The 18,145-nt window shown below is 67.5% G+C and carries 12 protein-coding genes; 8 read left to right on the plus strand and 4 right to left on the minus strand.

Annotated elements, in window-relative coordinates:
- The first annotated feature begins 12 nt into the window (after nt 1-12).
- From glgB to GGR25_RS16235, 6 genes are all read left to right on the plus strand, one after another.
- Nucleotides 13-2,232: a 1,4-alpha-glucan branching protein GlgB gene (gene glgB, locus GGR25_RS16210; protein WP_183399874.1), complete on the plus strand. Its 2,220-nt coding sequence runs from the start codon at nt 13-15 to the stop codon at nt 2,230-2,232.
- A 33-nt stretch (nt 2,233-2,265) separates the two neighbouring features.
- Nucleotides 2,266-3,534 (plus strand): glucose-1-phosphate adenylyltransferase, encoded by a 1,269-nt coding sequence (gene glgC, locus GGR25_RS16215; RefSeq protein WP_183399875.1) that lies wholly within the window; start codon nt 2,266-2,268, stop codon nt 3,532-3,534.
- A gap of 10 nt (nt 3,535-3,544) precedes the next feature.
- Nucleotides 3,545-4,999 carry a glycogen synthase GlgA gene (glgA, locus tag GGR25_RS16220; RefSeq protein ID WP_183399876.1) on the plus strand — a complete coding sequence of 485 codons (1,455 nt, stop codon included), beginning with the start codon at nt 3,545-3,547 and terminating at the stop codon, nt 4,997-4,999.
- A 3-nt stretch (nt 5,000-5,002) separates the two neighbouring features.
- Nucleotides 5,003-7,054: a glycogen debranching protein GlgX gene (glgX, locus tag GGR25_RS16225; RefSeq protein ID WP_183399877.1), complete on the plus strand. Its 2,052-nt coding sequence runs from the start codon at nt 5,003-5,005 to the stop codon at nt 7,052-7,054.
- Between the two features lie 166 nt (nt 7,055-7,220).
- Nucleotides 7,221-8,162 carry a hypothetical protein gene (locus GGR25_RS16230; RefSeq protein WP_183399878.1) on the plus strand — a complete coding sequence of 314 codons (942 nt, stop codon included), beginning with the start codon at nt 7,221-7,223 and terminating at the stop codon, nt 8,160-8,162.
- 125 nt (nt 8,163-8,287) lie between these two features.
- The gene (locus tag GGR25_RS16235; protein WP_183399879.1) at nt 8,288-9,409 is read left to right on the plus strand and encodes a GNAT family N-acetyltransferase; all 1,122 of its coding nucleotides are present in this window, start codon (nt 8,288-8,290) and stop codon (nt 9,407-9,409) included.
- A gap of 53 nt (nt 9,410-9,462) precedes the next feature.
- Here the strand turns inward: GGR25_RS16235 and GGR25_RS16240 are convergent, their stop codons facing one another.
- The 3 genes from GGR25_RS16240 to GGR25_RS16250 are packed head-to-tail and all read right to left on the minus strand — an operon-like array spanning nt 9,463 to nt 13,279.
- Nucleotides 9,463-10,914, minus strand: a complete 1,452-nt coding sequence (locus tag GGR25_RS16240; protein WP_183399880.1) for a lipopolysaccharide biosynthesis protein — start codon at nt 10,912-10,914, stop codon at nt 9,463-9,465.
- Nucleotides 10,908-12,206, minus strand: a complete 1,299-nt coding sequence (locus GGR25_RS16245; protein ID WP_183399881.1) for a VpsF family polysaccharide biosynthesis protein — start codon at nt 12,204-12,206, stop codon at nt 10,908-10,910. The genes GGR25_RS16240 and GGR25_RS16245 overlap by 7 nt, the downstream gene beginning before the upstream one ends.
- A complete protein-coding gene (locus tag GGR25_RS16250) occupies nt 12,203-13,279 on the minus strand; it encodes an acyltransferase family protein (protein WP_183399882.1) in 1,077 nt (358 codons plus the stop codon). Before GGR25_RS16250 ends, GGR25_RS16245 begins: the two co-directional genes overlap by 4 nt.
- A gap of 360 nt (nt 13,280-13,639) precedes the next feature.
- Between GGR25_RS16250 and GGR25_RS16255 the strand changes: the two genes are divergently transcribed.
- Both GGR25_RS16255 and GGR25_RS16260 read left to right on the plus strand, forming a co-directional pair.
- Nucleotides 13,640-15,796: a GumC family protein gene (locus GGR25_RS16255; protein ID WP_183399883.1), complete on the plus strand. Its 2,157-nt coding sequence runs from the start codon at nt 13,640-13,642 to the stop codon at nt 15,794-15,796.
- Nucleotides 15,796-16,869, plus strand: coding sequence for a glycosyltransferase (locus GGR25_RS16260; protein ID WP_183399884.1), 1,074 nt, complete (start codon nt 15,796-15,798; stop codon nt 16,867-16,869). Before GGR25_RS16255 ends, GGR25_RS16260 begins: the two co-directional genes overlap by 1 nt.
- Here GGR25_RS16260 and GGR25_RS16265 read toward each other — a convergent pair.
- Nucleotides 16,866-17,948: an endo-1,4-beta-xylanase gene (locus GGR25_RS16265; protein ID WP_183399885.1), complete on the minus strand. Its 1,083-nt coding sequence runs from the start codon at nt 17,946-17,948 to the stop codon at nt 16,866-16,868. The genes GGR25_RS16260 and GGR25_RS16265 overlap by 4 nt on opposite strands.
- Nucleotides 17,949-18,145 lie beyond the last annotated feature (197 nt).

An 18,145-nucleotide genomic window follows, 5' to 3' on the forward strand; every position in this document is an offset into this window, starting at 1 on the left:
CCGGGAGGCGCAATGAGCGAGTGGCGTGCGAGTGAAGATGACGTTCGGAGTCTCATAGCGGCGCGCCACGGCGACCCGTTTTCTTTCCTGGGACAGCATGAGGTGGCGGGCCAGATCGTGGTCCGCGCCTTCGTCCCGAATGCCGAAACGATCATTGTCGAGGATCTCGGCGGATCGCCGCTGGCCGAGCTGCCGCGCCGGCCGGGCACCGACCTCTTCGAGGGGCCGATCCCCGGCCGCCGGACGCGATTCGGCTATCGGCTGCATGCGCGAAATTCCGGCGGGGAGTGGCGCTTCGCCGATCCCTATTCCTTCGGGGCCGTCCTCGGCGAGACCGACGACTATCTTCTCGTCGAGGGCACGCACAAGCAGCTCTACGAGAAGCTCGGCGCCCATCTCATCACGCATGGCGGCGTCGACGGCGTGCATTTCGCCGTCTGGGCGCCCGATGCGCGCCGCGTCTCGGTGGTCGGCGATTTCAACGACTGGGACGGCCGCCGCTACCAGATGCGCAAGCGCGTCGACAGCGGCATCTGGGAGATCTTCGCGCCCGGCCTCGGCGAAGGCGTGATGTACAAATACGAGATCGTCGGTCCCGACGGTGTCGTGCTGCCGCTCAAGGCCGATCCGTTCGGCTTCGGCAGCGAATTGCGCCCGTCGACAGCCTCGGTGGTCGCGCGTACCGACCATTTCGAATGGTCGGACGACGCATTCCTCGCCGAGCGCGGGCAGGGGGATCCGCGGCGCAAGCCGATGTCGATCTACGAGGTCCATATGGCCTCGTGGCGCAAGGCCGATGGCTGGCGCTTCCTGACCTATGACGAACTCGCGGACCAGCTGATCCCCTATGCGGTCGAGATGGGCTTCACGCATCTCGAACTGCTGCCGATCTCGGAGCATCCGCTCGACGCCTCATGGGGCTATCAGCCGATCGGCCTGTTCGCGCCGACGCGGCGCCATGGCGAGCCGGCCGGCTTCGCCCGCTTCGTCGACCGCGCGCATCAGGCCGGGCTCGGCGTGATCCTCGACTGGGTGCCGGCGCATTTTCCGACCGACCCGCACGGGCTTGCGCATTTTGACGGCAAACCGCTTTACGAATATGCCGATCCGCGCCGCGGCTTCCATCCGGACTGGAACACCGCGATCTATGATTTCGGGCGCAAGGAGGTCTCGAACTTCCTGTCGGCGAGCGCGCTCTACTGGCTCGATCGCTTCCATGTCGACGGGTTGCGCGTCGATGCGGTCGCCTCGATGCTCTATCTCGACTATTCGCGCAAGCCCGGCGAATGGCTGCCCAATCCGGACGGCTCCAACCAGAACCACGATGCCGTCGCGTTCCTGCAGCGGGTCAACCAGCTTGCCTATGGCGAGCATCCCGGCAGCACGACGATCGCCGAGGAATCGACGTCATGGCCCGGCGTGTCGCAGCCGGTCTATGCCGACGGGCTCGGCTTCGGCTTCAAGTGGAACATGGGCTGGATGCACGACACGCTCGACTATATGTCGCTCGATCCGGTCTATCGCCGCTTCCATCACAACAAGCTGACCTTCGGCCTGCTCTACGCCTTTTCCGAGAATTTCGTGCTGCCGATCTCCCATGACGAGGTCGTGCACGGCAAGCGCTCGGTGCTCGGCCGCATGCCGGGCGACGACTGGCAGCAATTCGCCAATCTCCGGGCCTATTACGGCTTCATGTGGGGGCATCCGGGCAAGAAGCTGCTCTTCATGGGGCAGGAATTCGCCCAGCGGCGCGAGTGGAACTTCGATGCGCCGCTCGACTGGTTCCTGCTCGATGCGCCGAGCCATGCCGGCGTCAAGGATCTCGTCCGCGACCTCAATCGCGCCTATCGCGACAAGGGTGCGCTGCATGCGCGCGATTGCGAGGGCGAGGGTTTCCGCTGGGTGGTGACCGACGATCGCGACCAGTCCGTGACGGCGTTCCTGCGCTTCGGCGAGGGCGGCGATCCGCCGGTCTGCGTCGTCAGCAACTTCACGCCCGTGCCGCGCTTCGGCTACCGGATCGGGCTGCCTTTCGCCGGGCGCTGGCGCGAGGTCATCAATACCGATGCTGCAGCCTATGGCGGCTCGGGCATCGGCAATCTCGGCGCGGTGCACGCCGCGGCGCTGCCTTCGCACGGTCTGCCCGCATCGGCCGACGTCATCCTGCCGCCGCTCGCGACGGTCTATTTCGAGTTTGATCCAAAGCCGGATTCAAAGGCTGCGCCCCGCTAGAACGAGCGAGGGACGCCAAGGGAGGGAGCGAATATGGAAAGGCCGTCGACCCAGGCACCGTTGGCCCGCCACGCTATGGCGTTCGTGCTCGCCGGCGGGCGCGGCAGCCGATTGATGGAGCTGACCGACCGGCGCGCCAAGCCGGCCGTCTATTTCGGCGGCAAGTCCCGCATCATCGATTTCGCGCTGTCCAATGCGCTCAATTCCGGAATACGCCGCATCGGCGTCGCCACGCAGTACAAGGCGCACAGCCTGATCCGTCATCTGCAGCGCGGCTGGAACTTCTTCCGTCCCGAGCGCAACGAGATCTTCGACATCTTCCCGGCGAGCCAGCGCGTCTCCGAGGATCTGTGGTATCTCGGCACGGCGGACGCGGTCTATCAGAACATCGACATTCTGAAGGACTATGATTCCAAATATATCGTCGTGCTCGCCGGCGACCATGTCTACAAGATGGACTACGAGAAGATGCTGCAGCAGCACGTCGACTCGGGCGCGGATGTCACGATCGGGTGCCTCGAAGTGCCGCGCATGGAGGCGACCGGCTTCGGCGTGATGCATGTCGACGAGACGGATCGCGTGATCGCCTTCGTCGAGAAGCCGAAGGATCCGCCGCCGATGCCCGGCAAGCCGGATCGCGCGCTCGCCTCGATGGGCATCTATGTGTTCGACACCAAGTTCCTGATGGAGGAACTCGCCCGCGACGCGCATGATCCGAATTCGAGCCGCGATTTCGGCAAGGACATCATCCCGAACATCGTCAAGAACGGCAAAGCGGTCGCGCATCATTTCGAGAATTCCTGCGTGCGCTCCCGGGCCGAGTCGATCTCCTATTGGCGCGACGTCGGTACGGTCGATGCCTATTGGGAGGCGAATATCGACCTGACCAGCGTCGTGCCCGACCTCGATCTCTATGACCGCGACTGGCCGATCTGGACCTATAGCGAGGTGACGCCGCCGGCCAAGTTCGTGCACAATGAGGAGCATCGGCGCGGCTATGCGCTGTCCTCGCTGGTCTCGGGCGGCTGCATCGTGTCGGGCGCCTCGCTGAACCGGGCCCTGCTGTTCACCGGCGTGCGCTGCAATTCCTATTCGCATGTCGAGAGCAGCGTCATCCTGCCCTATGCCGAGATCGGCCGTTCGGCGCGCCTGTCCAATGTCGTCGTGGATGCGCGCGTGCAGATCCCGGAAGGCCTGGTCGTCGGCGAGGATCCGGAGTTCGACGCGCAGCGCTTCCGCCGTTCCGAGAACGGCATCTGCCTCATCACGCAGCCGATGATCGACGCGCTGACATCGCCATGAATGGTCGAGCATGAAACAGCTGAAGGTTCTCTCGGTCGCCTCCGAGATCTATCCATTCGTCAAGACCGGCGGGCTCGCCGACGTCGTCGGCGCGCTGCCCGGCGCGCTGGCCGCCGAGGGCATCGCCGTGACGACGCTGGTGCCGGGCTATCCGTCCGTGCTCAAGGCGATCGAGGGCGCCGAGACAGTCTATGTCTATCACTGGTTCTATGGCGGCGATGCGCGGCTCCTGAAGGCACATGCCGCCGGGCTCGACCTGATGGTGCTCGACGCGCCGCATCTCTATGACCGCCCGGGCAATCCCTATGTCGGCGGCGACGGGCGCGACTGGCCGGACAATCCGATCCGCTTCGCCGCGCTCTCGCGCATCGCGGCGGATCTCGGGCTCAGCTTCGTGCCGGCCTATCAGCCCGACATCGTGCATGCGCATGACTGGCCGACGGGTCTTACGCCGGCTTTCCTGCGCTATTCCGGTCGTCCGCATCCGCCGAGCGTGATGACGATCCACAACATGGCGTTCCAGGGCCAGTATCCGCGCGAGCTGCTGCCGGCGCTCGGCCTGCCCGACCACGCCTTTTCGGTCGGCGGCGTCGAGTATTTCGGCACGATTGGGTACCTCAAGGCCGGGCTTCAGCTCGCCGACCGGATCACCACGGTCTCGCCGACCTATGCGAGCGAAATCTGCACGCCCGAGGGCGGCATGGGGCTCGACGGGCTGCTGCGGGCACGCGGTACCGCGCTCACCGGCATCCTGAACGGCATCGACATTTCGGTCTGGGACCCGGCGACCGACCCGCATATCGCCGCGCCCTTCGACGCGGCGAATGGAGCGGCGCGCGCCGCCAACAAGCGGGCGCTGCAGGAGCGCCTCGGCCTTGCCGTCGATCCCGATGCGCAGCTCTTCGGCATTGTCAGCCGTCTCACCTGGCAGAAGGGCCTCGATCTGGTCCTCGACCGTCTCGGCACGCTGCTCGCCGATGGCGGCCAGCTCGCGGTGCTTGGCTCCGGCGAGCCGGGGCTCGCCGAGGGCTTCGGCCTCGCCTCGATCGGCAATCCCGGCCGCGTCGCGATCGCGCATGGCTATGACGAGGGGCTGGCGCATCTGATCCAGGCCGGCAGCGACGTGATCCTGGTGCCGTCCCGCTTCGAGCCCTGCGGGCTGACGCAGCTCTGCGCGCTGCGCTATGGCGCGATCCCGCTCGTCGGCCGTGTCGGCGGCCTGGCCGACACGATCATCGATGCCAATGACGTCGCGCGCGCCGCCGGCATCGGCACGGGTATCCAGTTCGCGCCCGTCACGGGCGATCAGTATGAGGCGGCGCTGCGCCGGGCGGCCGTGCTGTGGCGCGACCGGGCCTATTGGAAGAAGCTGCAGAAGAACGCGATGAAGACCGACGTGTCCTGGCTGCGCGCGGCCGCGAGCTATGCCGCGCTCTATCGCTCGCTCCTGGCGGAGCGGGCCTGAGGCATGGTCGCTGTCGAACTGTCGGATGGGGTTGGCGTTCCGGAGCCGCTCGGCGTCATGCCCGCGCGCCATGGCGTCAATGTCGCGGTCTGGTCCGCGCATGCCGAGGCGATCCTGTTCTGCCTGTTCGACGCGACGGGCGAGACGGAGCTTCGCCGCATCCGTCTTTGCGGACGGACGGGCGACGTCCATCATGGCCATATCGACGGCGTTGTGCCCGACGCGCGCTATGGCCTCCGCGCCGAGGGGCCCTGGCAGCCCAAGACTGGCCATCGCTTCAACGTGGCGAAGCTCCTCGTCGATCCCTATGCGCTGGCGCTCGACCGGCCTTTCGACCTCGAGCCGCCGCTGTTCGACCTGCGGCGCGACGGCCTGACGGAGCGCGACGGCGTCGACAGCGCCGGCTTCGTGCCGAAGGCGATCGTGACGGCGCCGATCGCGCCGCCGGCCGCGCGCAAGGCGCCGGTCTCGCTCGATGGCGAGATCATCTATGAGCTGCATGTGCGCGGCTTCACGCGGCTCAATCCGGCGCTTCCGACCGGGGTCCGGGGCACCTTTGCCGGACTCGCGCATCCGGCTTCGGTGGCGCATCTAAAGTCGCTCGGCGTCACCATGGTCGAGATCATGCCGGCCGCCGCCTGGCTCGACGAACGGCATCTGGGGCCGCTCGGCCTCACCAATTATTGGGGCTACAACCCGATCACCTATTGCGCGCCCGATCCGCGCCTCGCGCCCGGCGGCTTCGCCGAGATCGGCGCCGCGGTCGATGCGCTGCATGCGTCCGGCATCAAGGTGATCCTCGACGTCGTCTATAATCACTCCGGCGAAAGCGACCATCTCGGCCCGACCGTCGCGTATCGCGGCCTCGACAATGCGAGCTATTACCGCCTCGTGCCGGAGGACCGGCGCTTCTACGTCAATGACGCCGGCTGCGGAAATGTGCTGGCCGCGGAACATCCGCATGTAGTCCGCCTGATCCTCGACAGCCTCCGGACCTGGGCGGCGACCGGTCTCGACGGTTTCCGCTTCGATCTCGCCTCGACCCTCGCCCGGCGCGCCGACGGCTTCGACGCGGCCGCGCCGATCCTTGCCGCGATCGACCAGGATCCGGTGCTGCGCCATCTCGTGATGATCGCCGAGCCCTGGGATATCGGCATGGGCGGCTATCAGCTCGGCAGCTTTCCCGGGCGCTGGGGCGAATGGAACGACCGCTATCGCGATACGCTGCGCCGGTTCTTCCGCGGGGAGGGCGGTCTGGTTGGCGAACTCGCGACCCGGATCGCCGGCTCGGCCGACATCTTCGCCGGTCGCCATCGGCCATTGTCGGCGGGCGTCAATTTCGTCACCGCGCATGATGGTTTCACGCTGGCGGATCTCGTCTCCTATGAGCGGAAGGCCAATGCCGCCAATGGCGAGGACAATCGCGACGGCACGGATGCGAACCATTCCTGGAACAATGGCGTGGAAGGCCCGTCCGACGATCCGGCGATCCGTTCGCGCCGCGCCGCCGACATGCGCGCGCTCCTTGCGGCGCTCCTGTTCTCGCGCGGCACGCCGATGCTTTCGATGGGCGACGAGATCGGCCGCAGCCAGCAGGGCAACAACAATGCCTATGCGCAGGACGCTCCGCTCGCCTGGCTCGATTGGGCCGCCGCGGATCGCGGCCTGCTCGCCTTCACCGCGCGCGCGGTGGCGCTCCGCCGCGATCATCCCGCGCTGCATGATTCCCGCCTGCTGACCGGCGCGCCGCGTGACGGGCTGGAGGCGCCCGACGTCGCCTGGTTCGGTGCCGACGGACAGCCGCTCGAGGGCGAGGGGTGGTCGAGCCCGGACAGCAAGGTCCTCGTCGCCGTCTTCGCCGGCCGCCGCGACGGCGTTGCCGAGCGGCTTTGCCTCGTGCTGAAGGGCGGCGAGGGCGATGCGGCGGTCACGCTGCCGCCGGCTCAGCGCGGCTGGCGGACGCTCCTCGACAGCCGCGATCCCGATGCCGATGGCACCGAGGCGCCCTCGACGATCCCGATCGCCGGACGGGCGACGATTCTCCTAACCGAATAGCGAATCCGGATCGCGTTTGCTGCCAGCGACTTGGTCCGAAATACCCGGAAAACACGTCGATTCCGACGCCTTCGCGTTTACTCTGATTCAGCCATTTCGTGGCCGTTCCCTGCGCCTTTGTCTAAAATTCTATTCAAAGATTCAGCGCGTTACTGGGGAGGCCGGAATGACGGCATCGATCTTCCGTGAATGGACCGAGGACTGCACAAAGGGCTGGGGCCAGAAGCCGCTCAAGATCAGCCACACTCTGCATGAGCACCCGCTTTTCTCGCCCGATGGTCTCGCTGAACTCATCCAGCGCTATCCGATCGAGCATTATTCGCTGATCCGCACCTCGTCCGTCGGCGAGGCCAAGAAGGTCTGGCGGCGCGGCGAGGTCGGCGATCTGACCGGCCGCGAGGTGATCGACAAGATCGCCGCCGGCGGCCTCTGGCTGCAGCTGCGCGAGCTCAAGAGCGTCGATCCGCGCTATTACGATCTCGTGCAGGAGATCTATGGCGAGGTCCGTGAGCGCGTACCGGGCTTCAATTCCTTCGGCCACGAGATGGGCATCCTGATCTCGTCGCCTTATGCCAAAGCGCATTATCACGCCGATTTGCCGGGCCAGGCGCTCTGGCAGATCGCCGGATCGAAGCGCGTCTATCTCTATCCGGCAGAGGAGCCCTATCTGCCGCAGGCCGAGCTCGAGAAGATCGCCCTCACCGGGCTGGAAGTCGGGCTGCGTTATGATCCCGAATTCGAGCGTCAGGCGCTGGTCTTCGACCTGAAGCCGGGCGAGATGCTGACCTGGGAGCTCAATGCGCCGCATCGCGTCGAGAACCACGGCGAATTGTCGATCTCGATGACGACCGAGCACTGGACCGAGGAAATCCGTCGTTCGCAGATGGTGACGATGGCGAACGGCATTCTGCGCCAGCATTTCGGCGTCGCGCCGAAGCGCCGGCAGATCGCCGGCCCGGCCTTCTGGGCCAAGGCATCGCTGCAGGCGGGCTGGCGCCGCAGCCCCTGGTTCAAGCGCGAGCGGCGTCGCGTGCTGCCGGTCGATTTCCGGCTCGGCCGCAGCGCCAACAACCCGATCGTCGACATCCCCGCCTATATCGTCCGCTGAACCGGAAGCCTTGAGCGACCCGGCGCCTCGTCGAAACGCCGGGTCGTGTCTCCGCTTTGACCGGTCGCGGTCTCGTCCCGCGATCCGGTGTCCATCTCGATCAGACCATTTCAGGAGGCGCCGCGATGCAGGCCAGCCCAAGCCCGTGGCGCGTCACGGTCGACCGCACCTGGGAAGAGGCCGCCATGTCATGGCGGCCCTTCCTCGATCTGCCGCAGGCGACGCCGTTCCAATCCGAGGCGTGGCTGGGGCGCTGGTATCGCGAGATCGCGCGCTCCGGCGACGCTACGCCGCTGCTCGTCTCGGTCGTCGCTGCCGACGGCACGCCGGCGCTTGCGCTGCCGCTCGTCCTCCGCGAGGGGCGGCTGCGGACGGTCGAGTTCGCCGATGGCGGCATCACCGATTACAACGCGCCGCTACTGGGACCCGCCGCGCCGGTCGATGCCGAGACGGCCCGATCGCTCTGGGCCGCCGTCCGCGCGACGCTGCCGGCTGCGGATCTCCTGCGCGCCGACAAGCTGCCCGTCGAGCTGATGGGACGGCCGAACCCGCTCCCGCTCGCGCTCGGCGGCAGTCCCTCGAACCTCTTCGGCAATCTCATCCGCATCGATACGAATTGGGAGGGTTGGCTCAAGGGACTCGAGAAGCACAATCGCAAGGAACTCGGGCGCTTCTGGCGCGTGTTCACCCGGCACGAGGATGCCCGCTTCGTGATCGCCGCGGATCGCGACGCGGCGCTGCGGCTCTATAGCCTTCTGGAGGCCCAGCAGGCGGATCGCATGCGCGAACTCGGCCAGCCCTATTTTCTCGACGAGCCGGTCTTTTCGGACTTCTATCGCAACCTCGTTCTGGCGGGGCTTGATGACGGCACGGCCTTCATCTCCGGCCTCGTCGCGGGGGAGGAACTGGTCGCGGGCCTCGTCGGCATCGCGCAGGGCGACCACTACGCCATGGTGCGGATCAGCACCGGCACCGGGGACTGGGCCAATTGCTCGCCCGGGCGCCTCGTGATCGAGCGCACCATGGAGGCGCTGTTTCGCCGCGGCTTCCGCTCGTTCGATTTCACGATCGGCGACTATGCCTATAAGCGTGGCTTCGAGGTCGCGCGCATTCCGCTCGCCATGATCGAGGAGCCGCTCTCCTGGCGCGGCTGGCCGAGCCTGGGCTATCGCAATGCCAAGGCCTATGTGAAGCGCCATCCGGCGCTCGCCCGCATCGTGCGCAGCGCGCTCCGCCGCGCCGCCTGAGCGTTTTCACCGACCGTTCTTCTGTTGTGGGTCCTTCGCCCGTGCGGCTGCCTTCAGGCGGCGCGCGCGGCGCGCGTCCTGCCGGCGAGGCGCCGGGCGATGATCGCCCGCACCTGCGGCGCATAGGCCGCGGCGATGGCGAGGCCATAGACCACCATGCCGGCGAGGATCGTCGCAACCAGTGCCGGCACGCTTTCCGGAGACGGCAGCAGGGCGAGCGCGCCCGCCATGATTGCCGTCGCTGCCGCGACCTTCAGGAGATCGGTGCCGGGCAAGCGGAACGCCATGCGCCGCGCCAGCGCGAGGCTCGTCAGCGTCGCGAGGCCGGAGCCGACCGCATTGCCGATCACGCCGCCGACCGGGCCGTACCAGACAAGGCCGGCCACCGTGAGCGCCACCGTCGCGGCGATCTCGACGATGTCGACGATGCCGGCATAGGCGATGCGCCGTTCCAGCACGAAGAGCTGGTCCGTGACATGGATGTGCAGGAAGCGCAGCGCGCCGGCGAGGGCGGAGAGGCCCAGGATCGCGCGCGTCGTCTCGCGATAAGACTCGGCGATCAGCAGATCCGTGGCCGGGCCGCCGACCAGCATGAGGCCGGCGACGATCGGCGCGAGCAAGCCGACGAGGAGGGCGGCATTGGTGGCGAGCTGTGCCATCGCCTCGGCGCGTAGTCCCTCGTTAAGCAGGCGCGCGGCGATGGGGAAGGCGGCGGCGGCGACCAGCATGGCGCCGAAGGAGGCGCAGCGGCGGCCGAGGCCCCAGCCGACCGCCATCAGGCCGAAGGCGGCGGCGCCCGCCATATGCTCGACGATGTAGCGGAAATTGTTCTCCGCGACCCAGCCGAGCCCAGAGAGGACCAGCACGGGCCCGCCATAGCCGATCGCGGCCTTGAGGAAGCGGGCGTGAACGCGGCGCGGCACGAGGCGGATGCCGATCATCGGCGCCGCGATCAGGCTCGCGCCGATCTGGGCGATGCCATAGGCGAGCAGCAGCATGTCGGCCGTCGGCGCATAGAATGCGACGAAGGCGAGGCCGATCAGGAAGCCGAAGACCGGGCCGCCGACCTGCAGGATCGTATAGGCCGGGATGTTCGACTGGGCGCGGGCGCGTTCGGAATAATGCGTATTGGTGCCCCGGCTGGCGAAGAACAGCGCGACGATCGCGATGCTGCCAGCGGTCGGCGTGCCGCTGCCGAAGATCAGCGCCGCGATCGCCGCTGCGGCAAGGCTCGCGGGCAGCGAGAGCAGCACGATCGCAGTCTCGGTGTGGAGATAATCCTCGCGCTCGCGGCCGCTGCGCTCGAACGGCATGTAGCGGAGCGCATAGACCGAGAACCAGGACAGCGTCAGCAGGCCGACGAATTCCTGCGTCGCCGTGACCAGCACGAAGGAGCCCATCTCGTGCGGGACGAGCCAATAGGTCCACGCCACCATGGAGAGGAGCTGGAATGCCGGCGCCAGCACCTGGGCCGGCAGGTAGCGCATGGTCTGGCGGATCAGCATGGACGGGCTTGCCTTCGCGCCGCGGGGAGGAAGCGCGGCGTCAGGAAGAGGAGGAGCATTGCCGTCAGCATGCCGAGATCGACCGTCTTGTTGGCGATGCCGGTCGATGTCGACGACACGATGAAGAAATAGACGATCGGCATGATCGCCGAGGCGCCCGTGACGCGGATGATCTCGGCGCAGAAGGCGAGCAGCCCGGCGAAGAAGAGGATCATCGTCACGGCGCCGTAATAAGCGAAGAAGGCGACGATGAAGCTCTCGATCGCGATGGCGAGGTCGAGCCGGCGCTGGTTCGCGGCGATGTGGTTGAGATCCGGCGCGAAGACCATGTCGTGCCAGCTCGTGCCGTCGAAGACATGGAACATGGCGATGCGCGTATTGGCGCTGCCGTGATCGTCCTGGAAACGATCGAGGAAGCTGTCGAGGAAGCCGCCGAGGACGGCCAGCGTCCCGAGCGTCGCCACGAGCGTCGCGACCACCGCGACCGTGATGACGGCACGCCGCGAGACGGGCCGTCCCGCCAGGATGCCGAGGCTCGCGACGCCGCCGCGCAGGGCCAGCAGCGCCAGAACCACGATGGTCGCCGCGCGGCCGCCGAAGGCCGCCAATGCGCCGAGATGGAACACGAGCAGGAAGGCCATGAGGCGGACGTCGAAGCGCTTGCCGCCGCCATTGGCCAGGACGAGCAGATAGGCACCCGTGATCAGGGCATTCGACAGCGGATGACCGAACAGCGCCGTGGCGCGCCAGTCATAGGTGATCACCTCGCTGCCCATGTAATAGGGCGTGAGGCGGAAGCCGGTCGTGTATTCGAGATAGCCGATCGCGGAATTGGCGAAGAAGACGGCGTGCAGCACGAGCGCCAGCCGGCTGCCGGTCCGGTCCGACAGGGCGCAGATCGCAAGAAACAGCGCCAGCGGCAGCATGAAGGTATCGACGATCGCCGATAGGGGCAGTTTCTGGATGATGACGGCCTGGAACAGCAGCAGGAGGATCGCGAAGGCGAAGGCCACGAGTCCCGGCCGTTCGATCGCGGCCCTTGCCGTGAAGCGGCCGAAGCCGGTGGCGGCGGCCGCGAGCAGCAGCGCGGCAATGGCGAGGAAGGTCGCCGGATGGAATTTCGCGAGCGCGGAACCGCCGCTCGTCGCATAGGGCAGGCCGAGCCATTGCAGCACCTTGGACGAGACCAGGAACAGCGTCAGCACGGCGAGCGCCGTCATGGCCGCGGCCAGCGTCGCAAGGCTTGGGACCGGCAGCACCCGGCTCGGCTGCGCGGCTGCGCCATAGCTCATCGGCGCACCATGTCCGGCAGCAGTTCCGGCGCGGCCCGATCCTGCCGCGGCTTGAGATCGATGCCGAGCAGCAGCAGCGCGCTCAGCCGGTAGCGGATGAAGAGGCGGTGCATCGCGATGGGAATGCCGATCCCTGCCACGAGCGCGAGGGCGAAGAAGACGAGGCGCGGCGTCTCCGGCAGATTGGTCATCAGGACGCGCCGAAGGCCCGCGGTCGCGAAGACGTGGAAGAGATAGATCGAATAGGAATAGAGGCCGATCCATTCGAGCAGCCGGCTCTTCGGCCGCAGGAAGAAGAGGGCGAGGCAGGCCGAGAGCCCGAGCGCGAGGCCGGCCGCCGATTGGCGCGAGAAGTCGAGCGCGATGCGCTTCTCGACGCTCAGCACGTCGAGCACGAACAGCGTCAGCGCCAGTCCGCCGGCGACCAGCAACACCGGTCGCCGGATGCGGGGATCGTCGCCGAGTTTCCGATCCAGCGACCAGAGCTTCAGAAGGTGGCCGAGCAGGAAATAGGGCAGCAGATAGAGCGCGGAATCGATCGCGAAGAGATTGGGATCGAAGCTCGGCGCCATCACGAAGATTACGATGGCGACCGGCAGCAGCAGGGCGAAAGCCCATGCGCGCCAGACACCGGCGGCGAGCGCCACGGCGAGCAGGAAGACCATGATCAGCAGCGTCGCCTGCAGATACCAGTAATGCTCATAGGGCAGCACATAGATCTGCCAGAGCGGCACCTGCACCGGCGTCGTCGTCACGGAGCCGAAGGTGAAATAGAACAGGGTCGAGACGACAACGAAGGGAATGCCGATGCGGCGCAGCTTCTTCGTGACGGCGGTGGTGAACGCCGCGCCATCGGCGACCGCCGACGAGAACACATAGCCGGAGATGAACGAGAACATCGGCATGCGGATATGGATGAAGATCTCGGTGAAGGCCCGCCAGGGGCTCCCATCCGAGACATGCATGCCATGGCCGGCATCATTGCCGATCACGTGATAGGCAACGAGCAGCAGGCAGGCGAGGCCACGCAGCGTCTCGACATGGCGAGCCTTCGCCTTGGTTCCGCTTTCCATGATGGCGTCGCGACCGTTCCACACCCTCGTGATTTGCCCCGCCGCAAACTACAACGCGGCCTCGGGCGAGACGAAGGAAAACGACCAAACTGCCTCAAATTGTACGGATATTGTTAAACGAACTATCGATCGTTCTGATGAAAATCATGATGATTGGGTCACGATCTGTTAACGATGATATGAATATCCAATCGATTTGAACGTATTTCGTAATTAATAATACGTTAATCAGGCATTGATGGCCGGGCGCGTTCCTGAAGATGATGATTTAGAGATCGTTAATGTCGTCCGGGGCATAGTCGGCGTGGGTCTTCCGCCGGTCCTGCCGGCATGTCAGCAACGCATTGTCCGACGGATCGCATGGTAGGCACGCTCGCAGGTGCGCTCGATCGGAGGCCGATTCCGGCCGACGCACCGGCCATGGCCGGCGCGCCGGGCGATGCGATCGACCTTTCGGCCGTGTTCGGCATCCTCGTGCGGCGCTGGTGGGTGATCGCACTCGTGCTGGCCCTCTTCCTCGGCGCGGCCTATGCCTATGTCGCGACGGCGACGCGGATCTACAGCGCGACGACCCGCGTGCTGCTCGATCCGCGCGACAAGCAGATCGTCGGCTCCGATCTCACGGCCAATCAGGGCGGCGGGCCGCAGCCCGGCTGGATCGAGACGCAGGTTGACCTCGTCACGGCGTTCTCGACGCTGAAGAATGTCGTCCTGGCCGAAAACCTCATCGATGATCCCGAATTCGGCGGCACGGGCCGGGCGGGCGATCTCGATAGCGTGGTGCGCTCGCTCGCCGAGCATGTCCGCGCAGAGCGGACGGCCGACACCTATGTCGTCGACGTGATCGCCTCCTCGGTCTCGCCCGAAAAGGCCGCCGCGCTGTCGCGCGCTGTGGCGTCCGCCTTCGTCGCGAGCTCGACCGAGGCCAAGCAGAATGCGGCGCGGCAGGCCAATGATCTCCTGCTGCGGCAGGTCGATGATCTCCGCAACAAGGCGCGCGAGGCCGACGAGCGCGTGCAGCGCTACCGCGCCGAGCATGGCCTGTTGCAGGTCGACGGCAAACCGGTCGACGAGCAGACGCTGACCCAGCTCAACCAGGCCAATGTCGAGGCGAAGCTCAAGGCCGACCAGACCGCCGAGCGCTGGCGGACGATCGACAGCCTGGCGCGCAGCGGCAGCCCGGATTTCGGGCCCGCCATGGACGGCGTCGATTCGCCCGTGCTCGGCCGGCTCAAGGTTGAACTCGCCATCGTCCAGAAGCAGCAGGCGGAACTCTCCGAGACCCTCGGCAGCCGGCATCCGAAGATGGCGTCGCTGGAAGCGGAGATCGTCCGAACCCGCGCGCTGGTCCTGCAGGAGCTGAAGAGCCTCGCCGCCAAGGCCAGGATCGACGCGGATCTCGCGCGCGCCCAGGCGGACGCCACCGGCGCCGCCCTCGCGGCGGCGACACGGCAGGTCGGCGACAGCAGCCAGGCCGGCGTGGGGCTCAAGGAACTCGAGGGCGAGGCGACGATCCGGCGCGACGTCTATCGCGCCTTCGTGGCGCGCGCGCAGGAGACAGGCCTCCAGGAAAATCTGCAGGTTCCCGATGTGCGCATCGTCACGCCGGCGCAGGTGCCGCTCTATCCGGTGCAGCCGCGCAAATCCGTCATCCTCGCGCTCGCGCTGATCGGCGGCCTTGGCACGGGTGTCTCGCTCGCGCTCTATTTCGGCCGTCCCCGCGCGCGCGTCGCGCGGACCCTGCCGCCGGATGCGCCGCGGGCGGCCGAACCCGAGGCGGCGGATGCGCCTGCGCATCCGGCCGTGCTGGCCGTGCTGCCCATGCCGGCGCCGCTGCTCTCGGGGGCCGAACTGCCGGCCGGTGAGGCTGCCGAGCGACTGGCCGATTTCACGGAAGGCGCCGGCGACGCGCTGGACGATCTCGCAGCCGCACTGACACGGTCCGACGAGACCGATGGTCCCGTTGTGCGGATCGTCTTCGGCACGGCGGCGCCCGCCGCGATTGCCGCCGTCGCCGTCGGTCTCGCCGAGACGGCGGCGCGTGATGGCACCGAGACGCTCCTGGTCGACGTCAATGGCGGCAGCATGAATGCGGCCAGCGCACTGATCGGAAGGGAGGCGCGCGGCATTCTCGATGTCGAGCTGGCCGATGCGCCGGCCACCGAGATCGGTGCGCGGCTGGACGGGACCTCGATCGTGCTGCTGCCGGCCGCCAGCGCGGAACTCCGCCGTGCGGTCGCAACACATGGCGCGCGCATTGCCGAGACCGTGGAGGATGTCGCCGATGGGTTCGGCCATATCGTGGTGGACCTCGGCTCCGCCTGTCCACCCGAGCTCTTTTCGCGGCTCGCTGACCTCGCCGACGACGTGCTGATGGTCGTTGATGCCGCCGAAGTCGGCCGTGACGATATTGCCGAGCTGTTCGAGGAACTGGCCTCCATCGTGCCGGCGCTGCGCGGCATCGTCGCTGTGCGTGCCGTTCCCGTCGCGGTGGCGAGCGCCCGGGCGATAAGCTGATGCTTCCCCCGCGGATCTATGTCGACGAGAGCCATCTCGGCCGCCACGTGACCGGGCTCGAGCGGATCACGCTGGAGCTTTTCTCCGCCGAGGCGCTGGCGCCGTTGCCCGTCGTGCCGGTGCGTTCTTCGGGCGGGACCGCCGGCATGATCGCGACGCAGACGCTGCGCCTGCCGCTGCTGCTGGCGCGCGACCGACAGGCGATCGCGCTCTGTCCGGGATTTCCGCCCTCGATCCCGATGACGCTCTTCGGGCGGCGGGTCATCCCCTATATCCACGACAGCTTCCTGCTGACGCGGCCGCAGGACCTCAATTGGCGGGCCCGCCGCTATATGGCGCCCGCCTTCGCCTTCGCGCTGAAGCGGCTGCCTTTCCTGCTCGTCAATTCGCAGACGACGCGGGCCGACATCGCCCGCTTCGCGCGGAACGACGCCGAAATCGCGCTCTATCGTCCGCGCATCCGCGACGTGTTCGGCATCGCCGATCTTGCCCGCGACCGCCGGACACCACACCCGAGCGAGACGCTGCGCCTCGTCGCGATCGGCACCGTCGAGCCGCGCAAGGATCTGAGAGCCGCCGCCGCCATCGTCGCGGCGCTCCGCGCCGCCGGGCGTCCGGCGCAGCTCGACGTCATCGGCCGCTTCGGCTGGGGCGAGGAGACGGAAGCGCTCAAGAAGGCGCCGGGCGTGACGCTGCATGGCTATCTGGAGCCGGACGCCGCGCGGGCGCAGATCGCCGCGACGCACGCGCTGATCTCGACCTCCAAGGACGAGGGGCTCGGCCTGACGCTGCTGGAGGCGCAGCATGGCGGGCTCGACGTGATCGCCACTGACATGCCGGTTTATCGCGAGGTGCTCGGCGCATCCGGCCTGCTGGTCGATTCGGCGGAGCCGGCGGCGGCCGCGGCCGCGATCATCGCCCGGCTCGCCGCGCCGGATGCGCTCGAACGGGCGGCAGGCCACGCGCTTGCCAATCTCAAGCGCTGGAACGAGGCCGCCGAAGCGGATCACGCGGCGCTCATCGCCCGTCTGGCGGCGCGGATCGGGCTGCCCGATCCTGTGGCTCGACGCTAGACCCGCCGTCTGCCGAACGCGCCCAGCATTGCGTCGCGCGCCGGCTTCGGCGCGAAGCGCGCGTCGAAGGGCAGGGGGCGCGGCAGGCGCGTGGCGTCCGGATCCTCTTCGCGCGCCGCGTGCTCGTACCAGCTGGCGCTGTCGGCCAATTGCCATGTGATCACCATCTTCACCGCGGGAACGGTGAGCACGGCGGCGAGGAAATCGCGATAGCGCGCCGCGACTGCGGCGTCGCGCGCGGGTATGTCGTTAGGAAAGGTCGAATCGTCCGCGTCGAGTTCGGTGATGTAGATGTCGACGCGCCGCGTCGCCAGTTCGCCGAGGAAATCGGCGAAGCCATTGTCGTCATGGGGATAGCGCGGCAGCAAATGCCCTTGCAGACCGACCGCATCGAGCGGCGCGCCGGCATCCTGCAGCCGGTCGACGAGGCGCAGCAGACCGGCGCGGATCGCCGCGCCCGTCTCGTCCCAGCGCTCGGCCATTGCCTCGTTCAGCACCAGCCGGGCATGCGGATCGGCCGCGCCGGCGCGGCGGAAGGCGCGCTCGACATAGCCCTCGCCGAACGCCTCCATCCACGGCCCGTCGCGGAAGCCGCCCGGCAGGCCGTGCCCCGGCCAGAACGGCTCGTTGACGACATCCCAGGAGTGCAGGCGGCCGGCATAATAGGCAGCGGTCTCGTCGATATGGCGGTCGAGCGCCTTGCGCTTCTCGGCGGTGGAGAGCGCCATCAGCCAGTCGGGGCGGCTCTCGTTCCAGGCGAGTGTGTGCCCGCGCACGGGCGTCGACCCGGCAAAGGCGAGGATCGCATCGGCATCGGCCGTCTCGAACGCGTCTTCCGTCGGGCGCAGATGGCCGAACTTCAGCGCGTAGTCGACGGTGAAGATCGCGGCCTCGCGCCGGTAGAGCGCGGCCTGCGCCGGGTCGGCGAGCGTGTCGCCTGCGATCGACGTCCCGAAAGTGATGCCGGCCTCGGCCGCCGCTGCGGCAAGCGTCGGGCTCTCGGCGCGCGCCAGCCGCGGCATGCCGCCGGCGAGCGCTGCCGCGAGGAGGGCGAGGGTATCGCGTCGGGTCGGTCGCATGGGGCTTGATCGTCCGGCCTTGATTCTCCGGCCCCGATCCCGGCTTCGTTTCCCAGGGAGCGGACGGTCCACGCATAGCACCCCGCGCGGGGAGGCGCGCCGAAACCCGTCATTTACCTTAACGGGCGCCATTCCCGCAGAAGATTGAAAAGACGAGTGAATTGGATTTCGTATTGGATTGTCGCGATGCCCCGTTA

Source organism: Kaistia hirudinis (assembly GCF_014196455.1).
Lineage (GTDB): Bacteria > Pseudomonadota > Alphaproteobacteria > Rhizobiales > Kaistiaceae > Kaistia > Kaistia hirudinis.